Genomic DNA, 21,284 nt, shown 5'->3' on the forward strand with positions numbered 1-21,284 from the left:
TTCCGACACCCTCTATAACAGGTGCGCCGCACGGAAAGGGACAGCGGGGAAGCGGATTTTTTCCGGTCCGGTCAGACCGGCCCGGCCCCGGAGAGCTCCCCGGCCGCCGGCGCCGCCGGTTCGCGGAAAAGACGCGGACCGCGAGGATCGCGCAGAAGCCTCCGGCGAGCTTGCCGGCGATCATCGGGGCGGGCATATGGGGGCCGTGCCCGCCGTCCTGCGCCGTCCTCAAATCAGGTCCGCGCCCGTCACCGTCTCCAGCCCCATCGCGAGGGCCTGTTCGTACAGCTCCCGGTTCTTCCGGTTCATTTCGCCGTAGCCCGTGAGGCAGTTGACCACCCTGCCGCAGGCCTTCATCCGCCGCAGCGCGCGGCCGTAGGCGTCCGCGCCGATCGGCTCGAAGGCCCGCTCCGCGATCACCTCGCCCGCGAGGTCGCGGGCGAGGAGGCAGTCGGCGTCATTTTCGTGCAGGACGCCGGCGGCGAAGGGGACCCCCTTCTTTTGCAGCGCGCGGAAGACGGGGATGCCCGTCCCGCCGCCCGCGATGACGAAGAGCTGCGGCTCGCCCGCCGGGCGGGCCATCTCGAAGCTCCCGAAGAGGGGGTTGTAGCTTCCGCCCGTGAGTCCGTACAGCCCGGCGATCAGCTCCCGGTTGAAGATCTCCTGCGGGGGGCCGATGTGCGTGACCGTCTCCCCCTTGACGCACATGACCAGGTCGGAAACCTTCTGCGCGAGGTCGAGCTCGTGGAGCGACATGATCACGGTGATCCGCCGCTCCTTCGCCAGCTTCCGCAGGATGCCGAGCAGCTCGAGCTTGTAGCGCACGTCGAGGAAGGCGGTCGGCTCGTCGAGCACGATGACCCGGGGCTGCTGGCAGATCGCCCGCGCGAGCAGGACCCGCTGCCGCTGCCCGTCGCTGATCTCGGTGAAATCCTGCTCCCGCAGCGCCCAGACGTCCACCAGCTCCATGGCCTCGCGCACCAGGCGGCGGTCCTCCTCCGAAAGGATGCCCAGCATGCCCGTGTAGGGGTACCGCCCCGTCGCGGCGACCTCCCCGCAGGTCATCAGCTCGGTGCGGGGCTTTTCGGTGAGCACGACCGACACCAGGCGGGAGAGGTCGCCGCCGGTCATGCCGCCGACCGCGCGGCTTTCGAGGTAGACGGCCCCGCAGAGGGGCTTCAGGTAGTTTGTAATGCTCTTCAGAACGGTCGACTTGCCCGAGCCGTTCGGCCCGATCAGCGTGAGGATCCGGCCTCGGTCCAGCCGGATCTCGATGTCCCGGATGAGCGGGACGCCGTTATAGCCGACCGTCAGCCGTTCGGTCCGGAAGAAGGGTTCCGCCATCAGCCTTTCACCTTCTTCCTCAGCATGATCCCGATCACGACGGGCGCGCCGACCACGGCGGTCACCGAGCTGATGCTCAGCTCCATGGGCGCGAAAAGGGTCCGCGCCGCCAGATCGCACCCCAGGCAGAAGATGGCGCCGCCCAAAAAGCAGACGGGGATGACGAGCAGGGGCCGGGAGGTCTTCAAAAACGACCGCACCAGATGCGGCACGGCGATCCCCACAAAGGAGATCGGCCCGGCGAAGGCGGTGACGCAGGCGCTCAGCACGCTCGAGAGCAGCACCAGCACGACGCGGAACGCCCGGATGTTCACCCCCATGTTCTGCGCGTAGCTTTCGCCCAGCTGGTAGGCGCCGATCGGCTTGGAGAGCAGAAAGACGGCGGCCGAGGCGGCCAGCACGACGACCGCCATCACCCGCACGTCCTCCCACGAAGCGCCGGAAAAGCTGCCGCGGGACCAGTTGTGGAGGTTCACGATGCTGGCGTCGTCGGCGAAGGCGACGATGAAGTCGGTGACCGCCGAGCAGATGTAGCCGATCATGACCCCGCTGACGATGAGCATCGACGACCGCCGGACCGCCCGCGCCATGAGCAGGACGAACCCCATCGAGAGCATCGCGCCCGCGAAGGCGGCGGCGATCATGGCGGCGGAGCCGACCGAGCGGTAGCGGCTGAGCGCCAGCACCATAAGGATGGCGACCGTCAGCTTGGCACCGGACGAGATCCCCAGCACGTAGGGGCCGGCGATCGGGTTGTTGAAGAAGGTCTGCAGCAGGAATCCCGACAGCGAGAGCGCGCCGCCGAGCAGGACGCCCGCCGCGGCGCGGGGCAGCCGCACCTTCCAGATGATGCCGCGCGCCGTCTCGCCCCCCTCCCCGCGAAAGAGGATGCCGAGGATCTCCCGCACCCCCACGGACACGCTGCCGACGCCGATGTTCAGCAGCGCGAGCGCGACGAAGAGGGCGGCGAAAGCCGCGAGCACGACGCAGTACCGCAGGCGCCGCCGGGCCGTTTCCTCTCTCATTTCCATCCTCCTCCCGGCGCGCCGCGCCGTCATTGCAGCCGGTACAGGAAGCGCAGCCCGTCCGGGTCCTCCTCCGTGAGCATCCGGCGGATGTCGGAGATCATCAGGCCGAACTGGGTCGTCTCCTGGAAAAGGTTCTTTTCGGTGCACCAGACGTTGCCGTTCTGCACCGCCCGGAAGTCCCGGAGCAGCCCGTTCTTGTCGATAAGCTCGCCGAGCGAGGAGAGCTCCCCGCCGATCGTGCTGTTGTAGATGATGTAGTCCGCGTCCCTGGCCGCCGCGTAGAACTGTTCCATCTCAAGGGGCACCGTGCTGGTGGCGCTGGCGGGGTCCCCGAGGTCCTTGAAGACGTAGTTCCCCCCCGCGAGCTCGATCATCTTCGTCACATAGTCGCCGGACTTCCTGGCGACGGCGTAGCCCGACGAGCTGATGTAGAAAAACGCGACCGTCTTCCCGGTGTTCTCCGCCCCGGCGGCCTCGTCCAGATAGGCGGCCTGCTCCGCGAAGAGCCGCTCGGCCTCGTCCTCCTTCCCGAGCAGCGCGCCGTAGAGCTTGATCCATTCGGTGCGCCCGAGGGGGTGGGGCTCATAGCTCGACTGGTCGACCAGCACCGGGATGCCGAGCTCCTCCAGCTTTTCCCGCACCTCCGGGACGTGGTTGATCATTGTGGATTCCACGGCGAGGCCGCAGGAACTGGACAGGATGCGCTCAAAGTCGGGCGCGTTGTATTTTCCCGCGTAGAGGATCTTCCCCGCGTCCATCGCCGCCCGCGCGCCCGGGATATACCAGTCGCCCGCCTTCGTCCCCGAAAGCCGGATGCTGCCGAGCCCGTCGAGCGCGTCGAAGAGGCACATCGCCGAGGTGGCGACGAGGTAGATGTTTTCGACCGGCCGGCGAAGGACGGTGATCTCCCCGTCGATCCCCTCCGGGGCCTCGCGGCCCTGCGGGACGGTGAGGAAGCGGCTGCCGTCCGAAATGGTGATCAGCGTATAGCCGCCGGAATAGTAATCCACGCTGAAATTCTCCGCGTACCGCAGTTCCATGCTGCGCTCGGGCAGCCAGCCGTTGCCGAGCGCCCCCGGGCTCCCGGCGGCCGGGGCCCCGGCGCAGCCTGAAAGCGGGGTGAGGGCGAGCAGGAGGGCTGCGGCCAGGCAGGCCAGCCGCCGCTTCACTGGGGCTCCGACGGCACGGCCGTCGCGGAATCGAAGCGCAGCGTATAGTCGACGTCGTGGGGCTCGCTCATCGCGATTGTCCGCGCGCTGACCGCCATGTCCGCGTCCAGAACGACAGGGATTTCAAAGGTGGAATTCCCGCCGGCGGAGAGGGGCTCGTAATCCGTCCCGTCCACCCGCATGGACTCGTAGTAGGGGCTGCTCCACACGATGACGGCCGTGGCCCTTCCGCCCGCGACCGTGACCGCCGCCGGGGACTCCACAGAGGCCCTGCCCGAGCCGCCCGACAGGGCCACGTCGACGAGGTACCGCCCGTCGGTGGGAAGCTTTCCCGGCGAGGCCGGCGAGACCGCCCCGGCGGGGAGCCCCGCGGAGTGGAAGACGAGGACCCGGTCGTACCACTTCTCCTTGCGGGTGCTCCACGCGGCGCAGTCGGTTTCCAGGTCGAGCGCGGCCACCGGGACCCGGTAGGCGTACCGGCCCTGATCGTCCTCGGTAAAATAGATGCAGTTGTCGTCCGTGTCGGCGAGCGCCTGCTCGCCGGTGCCCATATAGAGCTTTTCATAGCCCTTGCCGCCAAGCGTCAGCACCGCGGACATCTCCCCGTCCGCCACGGTGAGCTGTGCGTCGACGATCCGGAACATGGAGGAGCTTGAGGACACCTCGATCGGGTAGGTCCCCTCCTGAATCCGGTCGGCATAGACCGGCTCGGGGGCCTCCTCCCCGGGGCCTTCCCGCGCGTTTTCGGAGGCTTCCGGCTGGGAAGCGGGAGGCGCGCTCTCCGAGGACGCGGCCGGCGCGGACGTCGGGCTTTCGGCGCGCGGCGCCTCGGCCGCGCAGCCGGAAAAGAGGATGCAGGCCGCCAGCGCGGCCAGCAGAATCGTTCCAGTCTTTTTCATCGGGTGATACTCCTTTTTCGATCCCCCGGGTAAAGGCCGGGGAATTCCCTGCGATTGCTATTTTACCCGGAAGGCGGGCGCTTGTCAAAATCCGCCGGGCCGTCCCCAAAAATGAAAAACGCCAAAACCCGCGCCCGGCCGGTTTCGGCGTTTTTTTGGCGGGGCGCGGCAGGCCGCGCCCCGCCCGGCTGCGGGATTACTGCGCGATCAGCGCGCCCACATGCTCGACGAACATGTTTTGGATCTCCTCGTACTGGCCGAGGCCCCTGAGGACGCACTCGACCTCAAAGCCCGCCTGCTCAAAAGTGGTTTTCCACGAGCCCTCTTCGTCCCCCGCCATGTCGTTGTTGGCGTGGTCGCCCGCGACGATCATGAGCGGCAGCAGGACCACCTTTTTCGCGCCGGAATCCTGGACAAGCGCGAGGACGTCGTCCAGCGAGGGGGTGGCCTCGACGGTGCCGATGAAGTAGTTGCCGTAGCCCGCGGCGGTCAGGTGCTGCTGGAGCTTGGCATAGGTGGCGTTCGCCTCGTGCTCGGTGCCGTGGCCCATAAAGACCACCGCGGTGCCCTCGGCGTCATAGTCCTTTGTCTCGCCGGTGATGATCGAGACGACCTCGTCGTAATCCGCGTCGGAGACGAGCAGCGGACTGCCGACCTTGAAGCTGTCAAATTTGTCCGCGTAGGGGGTGACCTCCGCGACCACGTCGTCGTACTCGAAGCCGCTCATGACATGGGTGGGCTGTACCACGACCTCCCTGACGCCGTCGGAAACGAGCCGGTCCATCGCCTCGGTCACGTTGTCGATTGCGATGCCGTCGCGCTTTTTGAGCTTGTCGATGATGATCTGGCTCGTGAAGGCGCGGCGGACCTCATAGTCGGGATAGGCCGCCTGGAGCTTCTGCTCGATGCTGCCGATCGAAAGGTCGCGGTTGTCGTTATAGCTGGTGCCAAAGCTGGTCACGAGCAGGACCTTGTCGGCCGCCGCCGGGGCGGCCTCTTCGGGCGCGGGCTCCTCACCGGCGGAACTCGCGGGGGCGGCGGGGGCCTCGCTCTCGCCGGGTGCGGCCGCCGGGGCGCTGGAGCAGCCCGCGAACGCGAGCAGGCCGAGCGACAGGGACAGGATCAAAGCCAGGGTCCTTTTAGCGCGCATGTTCATTTTTATTTCTCCTTCTCATTGCGGTTTCCCAATTGAAGCCCGGAGGGGTCCCCGGGCAAAACGGGTCGAAAAAAACGTCCGCGGCCAACCCGCGGACGTTCCTTCCAACACAAAGACAAGACATACCCGGAGCAAAAACGGCCGGCATGCCTCAAATCCTGTCCAGAACCCCGGTAGTCCGCGGGGCTGCACGCGCCGCGCGCTCCGCGCGGCAGGGGGACAGGCAAGTATTCTGACTGATCACCCGCGTCCGGTCCGGACGCAGGGGCCGGCGCCTTCCCGGAATCTTTTCCAGTGGCGTCCGCCGGCCCGGCGGTGAAACACAGCAACGGCCTTGCGTGGGAATCGCACCCAGCTTCCATAACCTGTCTCCACTATGAAGTTGATGTCAGTATAGCACCGGGGGATTCCGTTTGTCAATCCGCCTATCCGCGCAAAAAGGCCGGGCCGGCGGGACCTGTCCCGCCGGCCCGGCAGTAGCGGCTGTTCGTCAGTCGCCGCAGAGGGTTTTCAGCGCGGGGTATACCCGCAGGTAGCGGGGATAGACCCGGTTATACCGCTCGACGTTTGCGGGGACCGGGTCGTAGCGCACGCAGTTGTCCGAGCCCTGCAGGGTGTCGGTGAATTCGGTGTAGTCCCCGATCTCCCCCTGCGCGACCAGCACCGACGCCGCGATGGCGACCGCGGGCAGGTAGTCGGAGTTCCGGTAGACGTGTACGGGATGCCCCAGCACGTCCGCGAGGATCTGGCACCAGACGGGGGTGCGGGCGCCGCCGCCGATCAGGGAGATTTTACCGGGGACCCGCCCGATGCTCTCGATCCCCTGCCGGATGGAGAAGGCGACCCCCTCCAGCGCGCTGCGCGCGAGGTCCTGCTTGGTGGTCTCGGGGGTGACGCCCACATAGCCGCCCCGGATTTGGGTGTCCACGACGGGGAACCGCTCCCCCACGAGGTAGGGCAGGAACATCGTCCCGTGGCTGCCCGCCTCGCTCTCTTCCAGCAGCCGGTCCACATAGTCGTATTTCCCCTGCTCGCTGGGCGCGAGGGCCCGGCTGACCCACTTGTGCACGTTGCCCGCGTTGAAGAAGGGGACCACGTTGATATAGACGCCCTCCGGCATGGCCGCGAGGTTGAAGACGTCGCCCTTGGGCAGCACGTCGTCCGAGACGCAGGCCACCCAGCCGGAGGTGCCGAGATTGATGTTGAATTCGCCGTCGGCGGAGATGCCGCTGGCGAGCGTCGTGGCGCCCGCGTCGCCGGTGCCGGTGTAGACCGGCGTGCCGGGCAGGTACCCCGTCTCCGCCGCCGCCCCGGGCGTCACCGCGCCCGCCTGCTCGTGGGCGTAGCGCAGCCGCGGGAGCTTTCCGGAATCCAGCCCGGCCGCCTCCATCCAGGCGGTGTTCCAGCGCTTTTCATGGATGTCCATGAGCCCCGCGGTGGCCGATGCGGTCACGTCGCTGACGAATTCGCCCGTCAGCCGCGCGATGCAGTAGTCCTTGGAGCTGATGAGCACCTTTTCGGCCGCCCGGTAGGCGCCAGGGTTCTGCTCCTTGAGCCAGAGCAGCTTTGGGAAGGGGAGGGAGCCGTCGAACTGGTTGCCGGTGCTCCGGACAAGCTCCTCCCGGCCGATCAGCGCGGCGAGCCGCTCGGCCTCCGCCCCGGCGCGCCCGTCGGAATAGAGGATCGCGTTGCAGGTGGGGCGCAGGTCCCCGTCCACGGGGATGAGGTCCTGCATCTGCCCGCTCATGACGATCCCGCGCACGTCGCCGGGGGAGATCCCCCCCGCGAAGAAGGCGCGGGAGATCTCGCGAACCGCCGCGTACCAGGAGAGGGGGTCCTGCTCCCGCCGGCCCCCCTCGGAAAAGGTCTCGATCTCCACGCTCTTTTCACAGGCGCAGGCGTTGTCCTCCGAGAGGAGGACCCCCTTTACCGCCGTGGTGCCGATGTCGAAGGTTGCGATATACCGCATCGAATTCCTCCCGCTCTTGCCGCCGCCTTGAGCTCCTTTACAAAGGCGTAAAGCGCCTCGGGCGACTCGTTGAGTTTTTTCATCAGGGCGGTGCCGACGATGGCCCCGTCGAAGCCCGCCGACAGAAGCTCCGCGACCCGCTGGGGGGTGCTGATGCCGAAGCCGGCGAACGCCCGGACGTGGGGATGGGTGTGGGCCCGGGAAAGGGGCCCGCCGAAATCCTCCGCCAGCACCGGCATTCCGGTGCGGCCCGCGTAGAGCTGCTGGTAGATCAATGAAAACCGGTCGAAGCAGTCCTCCAGCTCCCGCGCGGACATCTCGGGATTGGTGAAGCCGAGCACGTCGGTCCCGAGCGGCGCCAGCTCCCCGGCGAGGCTGTACCGCTCCTCCGGCGTCATGTCGGGGATGACGAAGGCGTCCGCAAGGTCGGCCTCCGCCATGGCGCGGCAGACGCCCGACGGCAGAAGGTCGTCGCGGTACCCCATCACCCAGATCGGGCATTCCACGGCGCCGCGCAGCGCCCTCCAGTAGCCGAGGTCGCGGCAGATCGAATGATCCGCGAGGGTGTGCGCGTGCTGGATGACCTCCCCGTCCGAGCTCGGGTCGGCGGCGGGGAAGCCCACCTCGAGGATGTCGAGCCCCGTCCTTTCACATTCCGCGGCGGTTTCCAGGAAACGCTCCCGGTCGGGGTAGCCGGCCAGCAGGTAGCCCACCAGCAGGCCGGGGCGGCCCACCGCCGCGAGGTTGCGCGGATTGACGATCTCCCTCACTTGGCATCACCGCGCCCAATCTTCTGAACCACGACCGCCAGAATGATGATGCAGCCGGTCAGCAGGTCCTGCATGAAGGTGGGGACCTGCAAAATGGTCAGGCCGTTGGCGAGCACGCCGAGGATCGCGGCGCCCACGAAGGTGCCCCAGATGTTGGGCACGCCCTCGCGGAAGACGGTGCGTCCGAGGAAGGCGGCGGCGTAGGACTGCAAAAACAGCCCGTCCCCGCCGGTCGGGTGCGCCGAGCCCAGCCGGGAGGCCATCAGCACGCCGGTGAGGGCGGCCAGCGAGGCGCACAGGGCGAAGGCGAGGTTCTTATACTTCTTGACGTTGATGCCGGACACCTGGGAGGCCGCCTCGTTGCCGCCGATGGCGTAGAGCTTGCGGCCGAAGGCGGTGTGGCGCATCACAAACCAGAAGACCACCGTGAGCAGAAGCATGATGATCGAGAGGATGGGCGCGCCGAGCACCGTTTTGGTGCCGACGTAGGTGAAGCTCTTGGGGATGTCCTGGAAGACGGTCGCGCCCCCGGTGAACCAGAAGGTGAAGCCGCCCAGGATGGTGCTCATCGCGAGCGTGGTGATGAAGGAGAGCACCCGGAACTTGGTGACGATCCAGCCGTTCACGAAGCCGATGGCAAAGCAGATGACCACCGGCGCGATGAAGCAGAGGAAGATCGGCGCGCCCGCCACCGCCATCTTGGCGCCGATGACGCCGCCGAGGCTCGCCAGGGCGCCGACCGAGAGGTCGAACTCCTCGACCGACATCACGAGGGTGGCGCCCAGCGCGATGATGACCAGCAGCGAAATCTGCCGGGTGATGTTGACGAGGTTGCCCATCGTGAAGAAGGCGTCCGGGCGCATGACGCTGAATACAATGACGATCAGAATGCCCGCAAAGATCGTGCCATACGCCCTGAGCAGTTCTGAAACGCCTGCTTTCTGTTTCATATTGATTCCTCCCTGCTTAGTTTGCATAGCAGCATGCGAGCACCTGCTCGGCCGTCAGGCCGTCGTTGACGAAGCGTTCCTTCGTCCTGCCGCCCGCCATGACCTGCACGTTGTCCGTCGCCTCCAGCACCTCCTTGAGGTCGGAGGAGACAAAGACGACCGCGCTGCCCGCGTCCGCGAGCCGGCGCAGGAGCTTGTGGATCTCGGCGCGGGTCTTGACGTCCACCGCCTGGGTGGGCTCGTCGCAGAGCAGCACCTTGGGCCGGGACATCAGCGCCTTGGCGAAGACCACCTTCTGCTGGTTGCCGCCCGAAAGCTGTAGGACCGTCTGGTTGGGGCCCTCCGTCTTGATCGAGAGGGCCTCGATCTTCTCCCGCGTGTCGGAGAGCTCCTTGCGCTCGTTCACCACGCCGAAGCGCGCGTAGCTGTCGATGGTGGAGAGCACGGTGTTCTGCTTGACGCTCAAGGACCCCACCAGCGCCTTGCCGCGCCGGTCCTCGCAGATGAGGACCATGCCGTTTTTGATCGAGCCGCCGGGGGAGGGATGCGCGATCTGCCTGCCGCAGAGGGTCACGCTGCCCTTTTCCGCCGGGCGGTAGCCGTAGATGCATTCGAGCAGCTCGGTGCGGCCGCTGCCTCCAAGCCCGAACACCCCGAGGATCTCTCCGGCGCGCACCGTGAGGCTCGCGTCCTTGACGATCCCGTCGCGGGAGGCGATGTGCTCCGCGTCGAGCAGGACCTCCCCGTACTTGCGGGAGACGGTGAGCGTTTCGCTCACCCAGTTGTCGGTCATCATCGAGATGATGGCGTCCTTGTCCACGTCCGCCGTCCTGACGGTGCCGGCCGACTGGCCGTTCTTGAAGACGGTGATCCGGTCGGTGAGGCGGAAGATCTCGTCCATCCGGTGGGTGACGTAGAGGATGGCGGTGCCCCGGGCCTTGAGCTTGCCGATCGTCTCGAAGAGCATCTCCGCCTCCTTGTCGGTGAGGGAGGCGGTGGGCTCGTCGAGGATGAGCAGCCGGCACTCGGTCATCATGGCGCGGACGATCTCCAGCAGGGTGCGCTGGGGCGGGGAGAGCGCGGAGGCGGGGAGGCTGAGGTCGATCTCGACCTTCAGCTCCCGCATGACCGCCTCGACCCGCGCCTTCATCTTCGCCCAGTCGACGGCAAAGCCCGCTTTTTTTTCGTAGTCCATCCCCAGGTAGACGTTCTCCACCCCGCTGAAGGCGGGGATGAGGTTGCGGTCCTGGTGGATGACGTTGATGCCGATGTCCCGGCTCTGGCGCGGGTTTTCAATCCGCACCGGGCTGCCGTTCCACCACACCTCGCCGCTGTCGAGGCTGTAGACGCCCGTGAGGATTTTGATCAGCGTGGATTTGCCCGCGCCGTTCTCCCCCACGAGGCCGTGGATCTCCCCCTCGGCGATTTCAAAGTCGATATCCTTCAGCGCATACATGCCGCCGAACTGTTTACAAAGTTTCTTTGTCTGCAAAAGCATTCCGTTCACTCCCGGCGAAACGATTTAGAAGCCTTATTCCTTGGTGATCAGGGTCGCGGGAGCGTAGCGGTCGCCCTTTTCGATCTCTTCGCCGTTGAAGAGCTTCACCAGTTCGTCCACGACGATCTGGGACATGCCCTCGAAGTTCTGCTCGACCGTGGCCTTGAGGTTGCTGCCCTCGTTGATCAGCTCGACCGCCTGGCTGTTGCCGTCCACGCCGGTGACGATGACCTCGTCGCGGCCCGCGTCCATGAGCGCCTGGGTGGCGCCGATGGCCGGCTCATCCCATCCGCACCACACCGCGGTGACGGAGTCCTTGGCGGAATTCGAGAGGATGAGGTTTTCCATGATCTTGCGGGAGTTTTCGATCGGGCCGGGGACCTCGACGTGCTGCTCGGTGATCAGGGTGATGTCGGGGTAATCCTTGATCATGTCGTCGAACGCCTCGCAGCGCTTCACAACGCCCGGATGCGGACGGTGGGTCAGCGCGATGACGGTGCCCTTGCCGCCCATCAGGTCCTCAAAGAGGTATTTGGTGATCAGCTGGCCCATCGCGTAGTTGTCGCTGGTGGCGTTGATCATCATGCCCTCCATGTAGCCGCTGTCGCAGCCGAAGACGGGCACGCCCGCGTCAAAGGCGGTCTGGAGCTGGGGGGCGATCTGTCCGGGGTCGCAGCTCACGATGACGATCGCGTCCGCCTTGGCGGAGACGCTGTCCTCGATGCGGCTGGCCAGCTGGCCGAAGTCGCCCTTGGTGTCGACGAGGGTGACCTCCATGCCCTCCTTCTCCATGCCGGCCTTCATCATCTCGCACATCTGGTTGGTGGTCACCGAGCTGAGGTTGGCGGTGAGGATGGAGATTTTCTTGCCGGCGGCGCCGGCCGCGGCGGGCTCGGCGGCGTCGCCGCTTTCCGCGGGCGCGGCCTGGGACGCGGGCGCGGGGGTGGAGGACGGCTCGGCGGAACCGCCGCATGCCGCCAGGGAGAGCGCCAGGATGCCTGCCAAGAGAACTGCCAATAGCTTTTTCATTTCATTTCCTCCTGTACTGATCAATCTTCAGGTTCTTCTATGGTTGCACGGGCGGTTTCCAAATCGGTGATGAACACGTCGATGTAACCGCTCGAAAGTGCCGCTCGGATGGAGGCCACCTTGCTACGCCCGATGGCCAGCGCGATCGTCCGGCAGCGGTCGAGCTGCCCCAGGGTCTGGCCGATCGAGCGTTCGCACAGCTCGAGGTCGAGCACCCGCCCCCGCCGGTCGAGGTAGGAGGTGCAGACCGAGGCGACCGCGCCCTCCGCCTTCAGCCGTTCGATGTCCCGGGCGCTCAGTGCGCCGCTCTGGGCGGTGGTGGAGCGCAGGTCGATCTGGCCGATCCCGACGATCGCGGCGTCGCATTTCGCGCCCTTTTCGAGGACGGCGGCGATGTCCGGCTCCCTTACGAGCATATCCCGCGACTCCCGGCTCTGCACGATGACGGGCGCGTTGAGGATGTAGCAGCTGCCGCCGGAGCACTCCGCGAGCCGCTGGGCGATGGCGTTGGCGTGCCAGTTGACGCTTCCCGACCCGATGCCGCCCACGAGGGGGACGCACTCGAGCCCGCGCCGCTCGAGCCTGCCGATCGACCAGACCACGCGGCTGATCGTCTGCCCGCTCATGACGCCGACGCACTCCCCGTCGGCGATGTACGCGTCGAGGTACTCCGCCGCCATCCGCCCGAAGGTCTCGGGGCTGCCGTCCCGGGTGTCGAGCACGAGGGCGTCCTTCAGCCGGTAGCGCCCGGCCAGCGCGCGGCCCAGGTTGGTCTCGTCCTCGAAGGGGTTGTTGATCTTGATCGAGACGATGTTTTTCGACCGCGCGCAGGTCAGCATCCGGCTGATCTGCGGGCGGGAGATCCCCATCAGGGCGGAGATCTCCTTCTGGCTGAGGTTCTCCTCGTAATAGAGGCGGCAGACCTTTACCATCATGCGCAGGTTGTCAGTGATTGCCATAACCTCACCTCGCTTGAACATCTGTTCCAATCCTGAAATTGAGTTCACCTGCATCGTATCACCCTTTTTCCGCGATGTAAATACTTTTCGGGCGATTCCCTCCGGAAATTACTTTCAAATCCAACAAGGTACACAAGCGCGTTTTTTCCGGATTGTACATTCTATCATCATTGAAATTTATTTCAAAATCACCGTTTTGACGCCCCGCCCCGTCCGGGGTGTCCCGCCGGGCGCTCCGAACGGGTTTTATAGGCAGCGGGAGGAACCGGCGCGCGGGCAAATGAGGTTGCCTTCAGCGGTTCGATGCGGTAAAATAGGAAGCAGAGAGGGGGCGTCGGCATGGATCTGGAACGGATGCGGGTGATCTACAACTGTTTCATCGCGGGCGGCTTCGTGGTGCCCGTCCTGGACGTGCTCGTGGGGGCGATCGGCGGCGCGCTCGACCTGGGCGCGGACGCGGATGTCGGCGCCGACGCCTCAATGGACCTGGATGCCGGGCTCGACGCGGATGCGGACTTCGACGTGGACCTCGACACGGACGTGGATTTGGACGCGGACATGGACCTCGACGCGGATCTCGATATGGACGCGGACATGGACGCGGACCTCTCCGCCGAAGCGCCCGCGGACGCGGGCGCGGAAGGCGCGCATGTGTCCGCCGCGGGGCGCGCCCACGCGCCCGTCATCATCAACCTGATGACCCTCTCCCTGACCGCGGTGGTGTTCGGCGCGGTGGGCAGGCTCTGCCTGACCAGGCTGCCGCCCGCCGCGGGGCTGGTCGTGTCCGCGGCCTCGGGGCTGCTGGCGGGCTGGCTGCTCGGCCGCTTCGTGATCCTCCCGCTCAAGCGCAACCGCTCTTACGCGGCGGGCATCCGGGAGATCAAGGGGCAGGAGGGCGTCGTGACGCTCGAGCTGCGGGACGACTTCGTGGGGACGATCCGGGTGCACAGCGCGTCCGGGAGCCTCGTTTCCTACGACGCGCGCCCGGCGGAGGGGATCGCGCGGATCCCCGTGGGGCAGGCCGTAACCGTTGTGGAGGTCGATCCGGAAAGGATGGTGTGTATCGCGGCTCCACTGGAAGATAAACAAGAGTCATAGGGGAGGTAACGTGTATGGAGTATCTGATTACAATCGGAATTGTGGCGGCGGCCGTGGTTTTGATCCTGATCTGTATCCTGTCGACCTGGAAGAAGGTTCCGGCGGATAAGGCGGCGATCGTCACCGGCCTGGGGAAGGCTAAGGTCATCACCGGCGGCGGCGTCATCGTGATCCCCGTCATGCAGCGGATCGACTATGTGACGCTGGAGAACATGAGCTTTGACGTGAACATGCAGGGCACCCTGACCGCCGACGCCGTCCCGATCGAAGCCAACGGCACGGTGGTCGTCAAGATCAAGAACGACGAGACGATGATCCGTTCGGCCGTCGAGCAGTTCAACTGCGGGCGCGAGGCGGAGACCCGCCAGCACATCGTGGACACCGCGCGCGACGTCTGCGAGGGCCGCCTGCGCGAGATCATCGCGGATATGACCGCGGAACAGCTCTACAAGGACCGCAAGACCTTTTCCGAGCGGGTCAAGGAGGTCGCGGAGGAGCAGCTCAAGGAGCTGGGGCTGGAGCTCAAATCCTTCACGATCAAGGGCATCGGGGACCAGAACGGATACTTCGAGGCGCTGAGCAAGCCGCAGATCGCGGCGGTCAAGCGGGACGCGGAGATCGCGCAGGCCGAGGCGATCAAGGAGAGCATGATCAAGACCTCCGAGGCCAAGCGCGCGGGCGAGCAGGCCCGTCTGGAGGCGGAGGCCCGCGTGGCCGAGGCCAAAAAGGACGCGGACATCAAAAAGCTCAACTACGAGCGGGAGCGCCAGACCACCCAGGCGATTTCCGACGCGGCGTACAGCATCCAGCAGAACGTCACCCTGAAGGACATCACCAACACCGAGATGGACGCCAACGTCCTCAAGGAGCAGCGCGCCAAGGAGGTCCGCGAGGCGGAGATCCAGATCCTGATCGCGGCGGAGCAGAAGAACATCGACCTTGCCAAGCGCAAGGCGGAGCGCAAGGAAGCCGAGCTGCTCGAAACGATGGTGAAGCCCTCCGAGGCGGAGAAGCAGAAGGCCCAGCTCGCCGCGGAAGCGCAGAAGATCGCGGCGATCCTGCGCGCGGAGGCCGAGGCGGAGGCCAAGCGCCTCGACGCGGCGGCGCGGGCGGACGCGATGAAGCTCGACGCCGAGGCGCAGGCCGCGGCGAAGAAGATGGACGCGGCGGCGCAGGCGGAGCGCATCAAGCAGGAGGGCGTCGCGCAGGCGGAGATCACCGAAAAGCAGGGCCTCGCGCAGGCCGAGGCGGTCAAGCAGCTGGGCCTTGCGGAGGCCGAGGCGCTTGAGAAGAAGGCCGAGGCGCTGGCCAAGATGAACGACGCGGGCAAGCTGCAGATGGTCATTGAAAAGCTGCCGGAGATCGCCCGCGCGGTCGCGGAGCCGATGGCGAAGATCGGCAACATCACGATCATCGGCGGCGGCTCGGAAAACGGGGACGGCGCCGGCGCGGCGGACGTGGCCCGCTATACGGTGGGCGCGCTCAAGGCGGTCAACGAGGCGCTCAAGGACACGATCGGCTTCGACATGACCGAGGTCATGCGCGCCAACACCTTCGAGGCCAGGACCACCCGCAACGTCCATATGGATATGGACGTCTCCCGGAACGAACCGGAAGGCCCCGCGGACACTCCGAAAAAATAAGCGCGTAAGCGTGCCGAACGCCCCCCTGCCGCGGCAGGGGGGCGTTTTCCGGTTTGCCCAGCGTGGAGGCGGGGTACGCGCGCGGGGCAAAGTTTTTATTGACATATGCCGGATATTGCGCTATAATAACTGACATATACCGGAAACATCGGGAGGCGATCGGATGCCGCGGCCAACAAAATGCAGGCGTATCTGCGAACTGCCCAGGCGGGAACGGTTCGGGCCGCTGGACGGCCCGCCGGAGGACGCCGTGGAGATGACGGTGGATGAATACGAGGTCATCCGCCTGATCGACCTGCTCGATTACACGCAGGAGGAGTGCGCCGCGCAGATCGGCGTCGCGCGCACCACCGTCCAGACGGTTTACGACCGGGCGCGCGGGAAGCTGGCCGACGCGCTCGTCAACGGCAGGATGCTGACGATCCGGGGCGGGGAGTACGCGCTCTGCGCCCACGCGGACCACTGCTGTGGCAGGAATTGTAAAAAACGGTGCTGTGAAAAACGGCGCTGCCAATTATTAGATGGGGGTCATTACGATGAAAATTGCGGTCACTTATGAAAACGGACAGGTCTTCCAGCACTTCGGACACACCGGGCAGTTCAAGGTGTACGAGGTCGCGGACGGCAAAGTCGTCTCCTCCGCCGTCCTGCCCACGAACGGCAGCGGCCACGGCGCGCTGGCGGGCTTTCTGCGGGAGCGCGGCGTGGATACGCTGATCTGCGGCGGCATCGGCGGCGGCGCGCGCACCGCGCTGGCCGAAGCGGGCATCACCCTCTATCCGGGCGCCTCGGGGGAGGCGGACGCGCAGGTCGCGGCGCTGCTGGCGGGCAGCCTGTCCTACGATCCGGACACCGTCTGCGCCCACCACGAGGGCCATGGTGAGGGGCACGACTGCGGGAGCCACTCCTGCGGCCACTGACGGCGCGCACGCGCTGAGATTTTAAAGGTTTCGCCCGCCTTTTTCAAAAGGCGGCGGGCCCGCGGGGCGGCGCCCCGAGGCGTCCGCCGCCCGTTGCGGCGGCGTGAAGGGACCGGCGGACGCGACGCGTCCGCCGGTCCTCTTTCTTTCCGCGCGGAGGAAGGGGCTTGCGTGCGGTGCGCGGATGTAGTAAACTGAACAGGACAGTAAGAATATCCGGGCCAGCCCCGGCTTTGATGGAGGTCATTATGGTTACGATTCAGATGGAAAACGGCAAGGAGATCAAAATCGAGCTCTACCCCGACGTGGCGCCCGCCACGGTGGAGAACTTCGTGAACCTTGTCAAGGACGGCTTTTATGACGGGCTCATCTTCCACCGCGTCATCCCCGGCTTCATGATCCAGGGCGGCTGCCCGCAGGGCACCGGCATGGGCGGTCCCGGCCATACGATCAAGGGCGAATTCGCCGCCAACGGCGTAAAGAACGACCTCAAGCACACCCGCGGCGTCCTTTCGATGGCGCGTTCGGGCAACCCGAATTCGGCAGGCTCCCAGTTCTTCATCATGCACGCCGACGCGCCCCACCTCGACGGGCAGTACGCCGCATTCGGCAAGGTGATCGAGGGCATGGACGTCGTGGATGAGATCGCCGCTGTCCCGACCGACTACTCCGACCGGCCCAAGAAGGTCCAGCGGATGGCAAAGGTCACCTATACCGAGGACTAAGCGGGTGGAAATCCAGGCCGCCCGCCGCGATTACCTGTGGTGCGGGCTTTCCCTGCTTCTCCTGCTCGGCATGCAGCTGGTGGCGGGCGTGCTGATCGCCCTTCTGATGCTTTTCGCCTCCCTCCCGCAGGAGCTCTTCATGCCGGTCACGCTGGTGGTCTCCACCGTGGTGGGGGACCTGCCGCCCATCCTGCTTCTTTCGCGCATGGTCGGCATCCCGCTGAAGAGCCTATTCACGGGGGAGCACCACCTCGAAAAGTGGGTGGGTCCCGGCTTCCTCATGATGGTCGGCGCCAGCTTTGCGAGCGGCTACCTGGCCGTGGCCATCGAGGCTCTGCTTTCGGCGGCCGGCATCGAGCTCTGGTCGCCCGAGCTCACCCTGCCCTTCGACCTGCCCGGCTGCGTGCTCATGCTGCTGGCGGTTTCCGTTCTGGCCCCGCTGCTGGAGGAGCTTCTCTTCCGGGGATTGCTGCTGCGCACCTTCACGCGGTATGGCCCGCGGTTCGCCATCTTCGCCTCCGCGATGCTCTTTGCCTTTACGCACGGCAACCTGACGCAGGGAGTCGGCACCTTCTTTATGGGCATCCTCCTCGCGGTCATCGCCCAGCGGGCCGGCTCCGTCCTGCCCACCGTGATGATCCACATGTTCTATAACACCTTCGCCATGCTCATCAACACGGCGGTCGAGCTGCCGAACGAGGTGGCGGTGGCCGCCGCAAACGGATTTTTTGTAATCTTTGGCCTCGTGTGCGTCGGCTATCTGGTGGTGCGCTACCGCAAGCGCCGGCCCGTGTTCCCGCCGAAATGCCCCGAGTCGAAGCCGTTCGGCTTCCGCAGGCTCTTCCGGTCGTGGCCGGTGGACGTCTTTTTGGCACTCTGCTTTCTGATGGCCTTGGTACCGGCCCAGATGCACTAGAAAAAGCCCCGGACGGAATGATTCCGTCCGGGGCTTTTTGGCGGGGCGCGGCGCTCCCGCGGGCTTGGCGGAAAACGACGCGCCTCCGGCGCGTCCGCGCGCGAAGCGCGCGCGTGCGGTCCCGCCGCACGGTTTTCCGCCCGCCGCGCGGGGAGCTTCTTTCTTTTCTCTTGCAAAAGAAAGAAGCAAAGAAAATGCGCCCGGAGGATCGGAGCGTTCCGCGCCTGCGGGCGCGGCGCGGGGCGCGGCCCCGCGGCCCCGCAGCTTTTGAAAAAGCTGGCAAAACGTTTGGTTTGGGGACGAAGTTTCACGGGCGGCGGGTACGGGTGCGCCGGGGCCGCGCCTGAACCAAACGTTTCGGGTTTCAGGGGGCTTTTCAGAGCCCCCTGAGAAGCCGTTTCCTGGGACGAAGTTTCACGAACGGCGGGCGTGGGGGCGCTGGGGGCGCGCCTGAACCCAAAGCTTTGAAGGGATCCCGGGGAAACTTTCTCGAAAGCTTCCCCGGGTTATTTCGTCATCGTTCCCTCGGGCGTCTCCAGAAGCAGCAGAATCTGTTCCTCCGCGCCGGTGGAGGCGTTGACATAGACGAGGATTTTCTGCGCGTCGTCGCCTTCGCCCGCGCGGGTCTGGAACTCATAGGTGAGCACCTCGTTCTGTCCGCTGGTGGGGATGAGCGCGAGCCGCTCGGAGAGCACGGTCAGCGAGGGACTCACCGATTGGAGGGCCTCCTCGGCGGTGATGGCGGGCTCGCCCAGGGTGCGGTCGCGGTGGTTGTTGATATAGCCGCGCGCATCGTAAAAGACGATGCTGCCGTCGTCGAGCGCGACGCCGACCTTGATGAGGTCGGTGTAGAGGATGACGTTGCCGCTCGTCGCGGCGTAGTTGATCGTGCAGACGCCGTCCGCCTTCTCATAGTAGGTGGCGCGCATGTCCTCATAGCCGAGCGAGGTGAGGTAATCCTCCCCGAAACGGAAGATCGCGTCGTTGCGCAGGCGTTCCTCGCCGATTTCGCGGCCGTTGATCAGGTAGGTGACGAGCCCGCCCGCCTTGGTCACGCCGATGCTCAGATTTTCCGCCTTGAAGGTGTAGGAGGGCATGTTGGAATTTTCGTCGTCCGCGCGGGCGAGGTCCCCGGGGTTGAGGCGGGCGGCCGAAGCCGCGGCCTGCTGCGCCGCGTCGGGGGTGACGGTCGGGCGCCCATAGGTGAGGCGGGGCCGCCGGGTGAGCAGGTGGTCGGAGAAGGGCCCGTCATAGATGAGGGTGGGATATCCGGTCATCGTCTGCTCCACGTCCTCAAACCCGGCGGATACGCCCGCGGGCCGGGTGCCCTCGGTGTCGTCGCCGCCGTCATGACGCGTGGTGCGCAGGGCAGTCACGTCGATGCGGCCGTCCCGCACCTGCCGCTCGACCCCGCCGACATAGTCGTTGAGCTTGGCGGCGTATTCGCGCAGCGCCTCCGCGTTCTGCCGGTCCTCCTCGGAGAGCTGCGCGCCGGCCGCCACTTTTTTGGAGAGCGCCATCGCGTAATCGCCCACCTGCGAAAGGAACTTATAGGTGTTGTCCATGTGCAGGTCGCTCACCGGCAGGGAGGAGAGGGCGGATTTCGCGCCGCCGCTCTCCCGCCAGATGCGCGCGGACATCTGGGAAAGCTGCGTGGGGGTGCCGACATACTGGCCCTTTTCCAGGTCGGCGGAGATGTTCGCGAGATAGCTCGACAGCTCGCCGAGCGCGCGGGCATAGGTGTTCTCGAGCTGGAGGCGGTAGTCGCGCGCGGCGGCGTGCTGCTGCACGGCGATGCCGGCGGCCACCAGCAGGACGGCGGCCAAAAAGCTGATGATGCGGATGAGGGCTCGTTTGGAGAGGGCGACGTTCATGAAGGTACCTCCCGGAAAAATTGTTGAAATTCGGATATACACCCTGTTATTTTGTGAACAAATATTGAAAATATGAGAATTTTGGTGGACATTCGTTGAAAAAAAAGCGGAATTGCGCTATACTAAAACGGATAATAGGGCGGTATGCGCCTTGGCAGAGATGGGAGCAGGGGATTGATGGAAGAAAAAACGGCATATCTGGATAACGCGGCGACCACGCGCGCCTGTCCGGCGGCGGTGGAAGCGGCGGCGCGGATGATGCGGGACTGCTTTGGGAATCCCTCCTCCCTGCACGCAATGGGGCTTGCCTCGGCGCGGGAGATGGCTGCGGCGCGGGAGGCGGTCGCGGCGCTGCTGGGGTGTCAGGCCGAGTGCGTGACCTTCACCTCGGGGGGCAGCGAGGCGAATAACCTCGCGGTCTTCGGCGGCGCGGCGGCGCGCGCGCGGCGCGGAAAAAAGCTCGTCACGACGGCGGCGGAGCACTCCTCCGTCTCGGAGGCGATGCGGCGGCTCGAGTCGGAGGGCTGGGAGGTCGCGTACGTGAAGCCCGGCCCGGATGGGAAGCTCGACGCCGGGGCGTTCGCCGACGCGGTCGACGAACGCACGGCGCTCGTCAGCATGATGCTCGTCAACAACGAGACGGGCGCAATCTTCCCGGTGGCGGAGGCCGCGAAGCGCATCCGCCGCAAAAATCCCGAGACGCTCATCCACTGCGACGGGGTGCAGGCGTTTGGCAAGCTGCCGCTGCGCGTCTCTCGCATGGAGGTCGACCTGATGAGCGTGAGCGGGCATAAAATCTGCGGACCCAAGGGGTCCGGGGCCCTCTATATTCGCCGCGGCGTGCGCGTCCTGCCGCAGATCTGCGGCGGCGGGCAGGAGCGGGGGCTGCGCTCGGGCACCGAGAACCTCCCGGCGATCGCCGGGTTCGGCGCGGCGTGCGCCGCGCTTAACGGGAAGGTGCCGGAGAATTTTGCGCGCGCCGAAGCCCTGCGGGACCGCCTGCGGGAACAGCTTTCGGAAATGAGCGGGGTGCGGCTGATCTCCCCGGCGGACGGCTCCCCCTACATCGTGAATTTTTCGGTGCCCGGCTACCGCTCGGAGACGATGCTCCACTTCCTCGAGAGCCGGGGGGTCTTTGTTTCGAGCGGGTCGGCCTGCTCGAAGGGGGCGAAAAGCCCCGTGCTTTTGTCGATGGGGCTGCCCGCCCCGGTGGTGGACGGCGCGCTGCGCGCGAGCTTCATCTACGGGACAAGCGAGGAGGAGCTGGACATGCTGGTTTCGGCCCTCCGCGAAGGAATCGCCAGGGTGGCGCACAAATAACAGGATGGGACAGGGAA

The 21,284-nt window shown here is 66.0% G+C and carries 19 protein-coding genes and 1 riboswitch; of the genes, 7 read left to right on the forward strand and 12 right to left on the reverse strand.

Going from position 1 to position 21,284, the window contains the following annotated elements; genetic code table 11:
• Positions 1–228: 228 nt before the first annotated feature.
• From C1A13_RS02400 to C1A13_RS02455, 11 genes are all read right to left on the reverse strand, one after another.
• Positions 229–1,344 (reverse strand): ABC transporter ATP-binding protein, encoded by a 1,116-nt coding sequence (locus C1A13_RS02400; protein WP_101548724.1) that lies wholly within the window; start codon positions 1,342–1,344, stop codon positions 229–231.
• Positions 1,344–2,375 carry an iron chelate uptake ABC transporter family permease subunit gene (locus C1A13_RS02405; protein ID WP_101548726.1) on the reverse strand — a complete coding sequence of 344 codons (1,032 nt, stop codon included), beginning with the start codon at positions 2,373–2,375 and terminating at the stop codon, positions 1,344–1,346. The genes C1A13_RS02400 and C1A13_RS02405 overlap by 1 nt, the downstream gene beginning before the upstream one ends.
• A 23-nt stretch (positions 2,376–2,398) precedes the next feature.
• A complete protein-coding gene (locus tag C1A13_RS02410) occupies positions 2,399–3,541 on the reverse strand; it encodes an ABC transporter substrate-binding protein (RefSeq protein WP_242970799.1) in 1,143 nt (380 codons plus the stop codon).
• Entirely contained in the window at positions 3,538–4,440 is a 903-nt protein-coding gene (locus tag C1A13_RS14795) for a hypothetical protein (RefSeq protein ID WP_172439129.1), read from the reverse strand. Before C1A13_RS14795 ends, C1A13_RS02410 begins: the two co-directional genes overlap by 4 nt.
• 196 nt (positions 4,441–4,636) lie before the next feature.
• Positions 4,637–5,596 (reverse strand): sirohydrochlorin cobaltochelatase, encoded by a 960-nt coding sequence (locus C1A13_RS02425; RefSeq protein WP_172439130.1) that lies wholly within the window; start codon positions 5,594–5,596, stop codon positions 4,637–4,639.
• 205 nt (positions 5,597–5,801) lie between these two features.
• A riboswitch (cobalamin riboswitch) is annotated at positions 5,802–5,980 on the reverse strand.
• Positions 5,981–6,086: 106 nt separating this feature from the next.
• Positions 6,087–7,565 carry a xylulokinase gene (locus C1A13_RS02430; RefSeq protein WP_101548730.1) on the reverse strand — a complete coding sequence of 493 codons (1,479 nt, stop codon included), beginning with the start codon at positions 7,563–7,565 and terminating at the stop codon, positions 6,087–6,089.
• On the reverse strand, positions 7,523–8,335 hold the full coding sequence (locus C1A13_RS02435) for a tryptophan synthase subunit alpha (protein ID WP_101548733.1): 813 nt from the start codon (positions 8,333–8,335) through the stop codon (positions 7,523–7,525). Before C1A13_RS02435 ends, C1A13_RS02430 begins: the two co-directional genes overlap by 43 nt.
• Entirely contained in the window at positions 8,332–9,285 is a 954-nt protein-coding gene (locus C1A13_RS02440; protein ID WP_101548735.1) for an ABC transporter permease, read from the reverse strand. The genes C1A13_RS02435 and C1A13_RS02440 overlap by 4 nt, the downstream gene beginning before the upstream one ends.
• Positions 9,286–9,301: 16 nt before the next feature.
• The gene (locus C1A13_RS02445; protein WP_101548738.1) at positions 9,302–10,783 is read right to left on the reverse strand and encodes a sugar ABC transporter ATP-binding protein; all 1,482 of its coding nucleotides are present in this window, start codon (positions 10,781–10,783) and stop codon (positions 9,302–9,304) included.
• Between the two features lie 33 nt (positions 10,784–10,816).
• The gene (locus C1A13_RS02450) at positions 10,817–11,812 is read right to left on the reverse strand and encodes a sugar ABC transporter substrate-binding protein (protein ID WP_101548740.1); all 996 of its coding nucleotides are present in this window, start codon (positions 11,810–11,812) and stop codon (positions 10,817–10,819) included.
• 20 nt (positions 11,813–11,832) lie between these two features.
• Positions 11,833–12,771, reverse strand: coding sequence for a sugar-binding transcriptional regulator (locus C1A13_RS02455; protein WP_172439131.1), 939 nt, complete (start codon positions 12,769–12,771; stop codon positions 11,833–11,835).
• Between the two features lie 339 nt (positions 12,772–13,110).
• Between C1A13_RS02455 and C1A13_RS02460 the strand changes: the two genes are divergently transcribed.
• The 6 genes from C1A13_RS02460 (at position 13,111) to C1A13_RS02485 (ending at position 18,073) form a co-directional block, all read left to right on the forward strand.
• Positions 13,111–13,869 carry an NfeD family protein gene (locus tag C1A13_RS02460; protein ID WP_101548743.1) on the forward strand — a complete coding sequence of 253 codons (759 nt, stop codon included), beginning with the start codon at positions 13,111–13,113 and terminating at the stop codon, positions 13,867–13,869.
• A 14-nt stretch (positions 13,870–13,883) separates the two neighbouring features.
• Positions 13,884–15,512: a flotillin family protein gene (locus C1A13_RS02465; RefSeq protein WP_101548745.1), complete on the forward strand. Its 1,629-nt coding sequence runs from the start codon at positions 13,884–13,886 to the stop codon at positions 15,510–15,512.
• Between the two features lie 163 nt (positions 15,513–15,675).
• Positions 15,676–16,071, forward strand: a complete 396-nt coding sequence (locus C1A13_RS02470) for a DUF134 domain-containing protein (protein ID WP_101548747.1) — start codon at positions 15,676–15,678, stop codon at positions 16,069–16,071.
• Positions 16,049–16,432 (forward strand): NifB/NifX family molybdenum-iron cluster-binding protein, encoded by a 384-nt coding sequence (locus tag C1A13_RS02475; protein WP_101548749.1) that lies wholly within the window; start codon positions 16,049–16,051, stop codon positions 16,430–16,432. The genes C1A13_RS02470 and C1A13_RS02475 overlap by 23 nt, the downstream gene beginning before the upstream one ends.
• Positions 16,433–16,680: 248 nt before the next feature.
• Positions 16,681–17,157, forward strand: coding sequence for a peptidylprolyl isomerase (locus tag C1A13_RS02480; RefSeq protein ID WP_370867176.1), 477 nt, complete (start codon positions 16,681–16,683; stop codon positions 17,155–17,157).
• Positions 17,158–17,161: 4 nt separating this feature from the next.
• Complete coding sequence (locus C1A13_RS02485) at positions 17,162–18,073, forward strand: CPBP family intramembrane glutamic endopeptidase (protein WP_172439132.1); 912 nt, start codon at positions 17,162–17,164, stop codon at positions 18,071–18,073.
• A 506-nt stretch (positions 18,074–18,579) separates the two neighbouring features.
• On the opposite strand, the gene ypeB is transcribed toward C1A13_RS02485, so the two are convergent.
• Positions 18,580–19,947, reverse strand: coding sequence for a germination protein YpeB (ypeB, locus tag C1A13_RS02490; RefSeq protein ID WP_101548756.1), 1,368 nt, complete (start codon positions 19,945–19,947; stop codon positions 18,580–18,582).
• A 177-nt stretch (positions 19,948–20,124) separates the two neighbouring features.
• Between ypeB and C1A13_RS02495 the strand changes: the two genes are divergently transcribed.
• Positions 20,125–21,267: a cysteine desulfurase family protein gene (locus C1A13_RS02495; protein ID WP_101548758.1), complete on the forward strand. Its 1,143-nt coding sequence runs from the start codon at positions 20,125–20,127 to the stop codon at positions 21,265–21,267.
• Positions 21,268–21,284: the final 17 nt, after the last annotated feature.

Source organism: Anaerotruncus massiliensis (ex Togo et al. 2026), assembly GCF_900199635.1.
In the GTDB taxonomy this organism is placed as follows: domain Bacteria; phylum Bacillota; class Clostridia; order Oscillospirales; family Ruminococcaceae; genus Anaerotruncus; species Anaerotruncus massiliensis.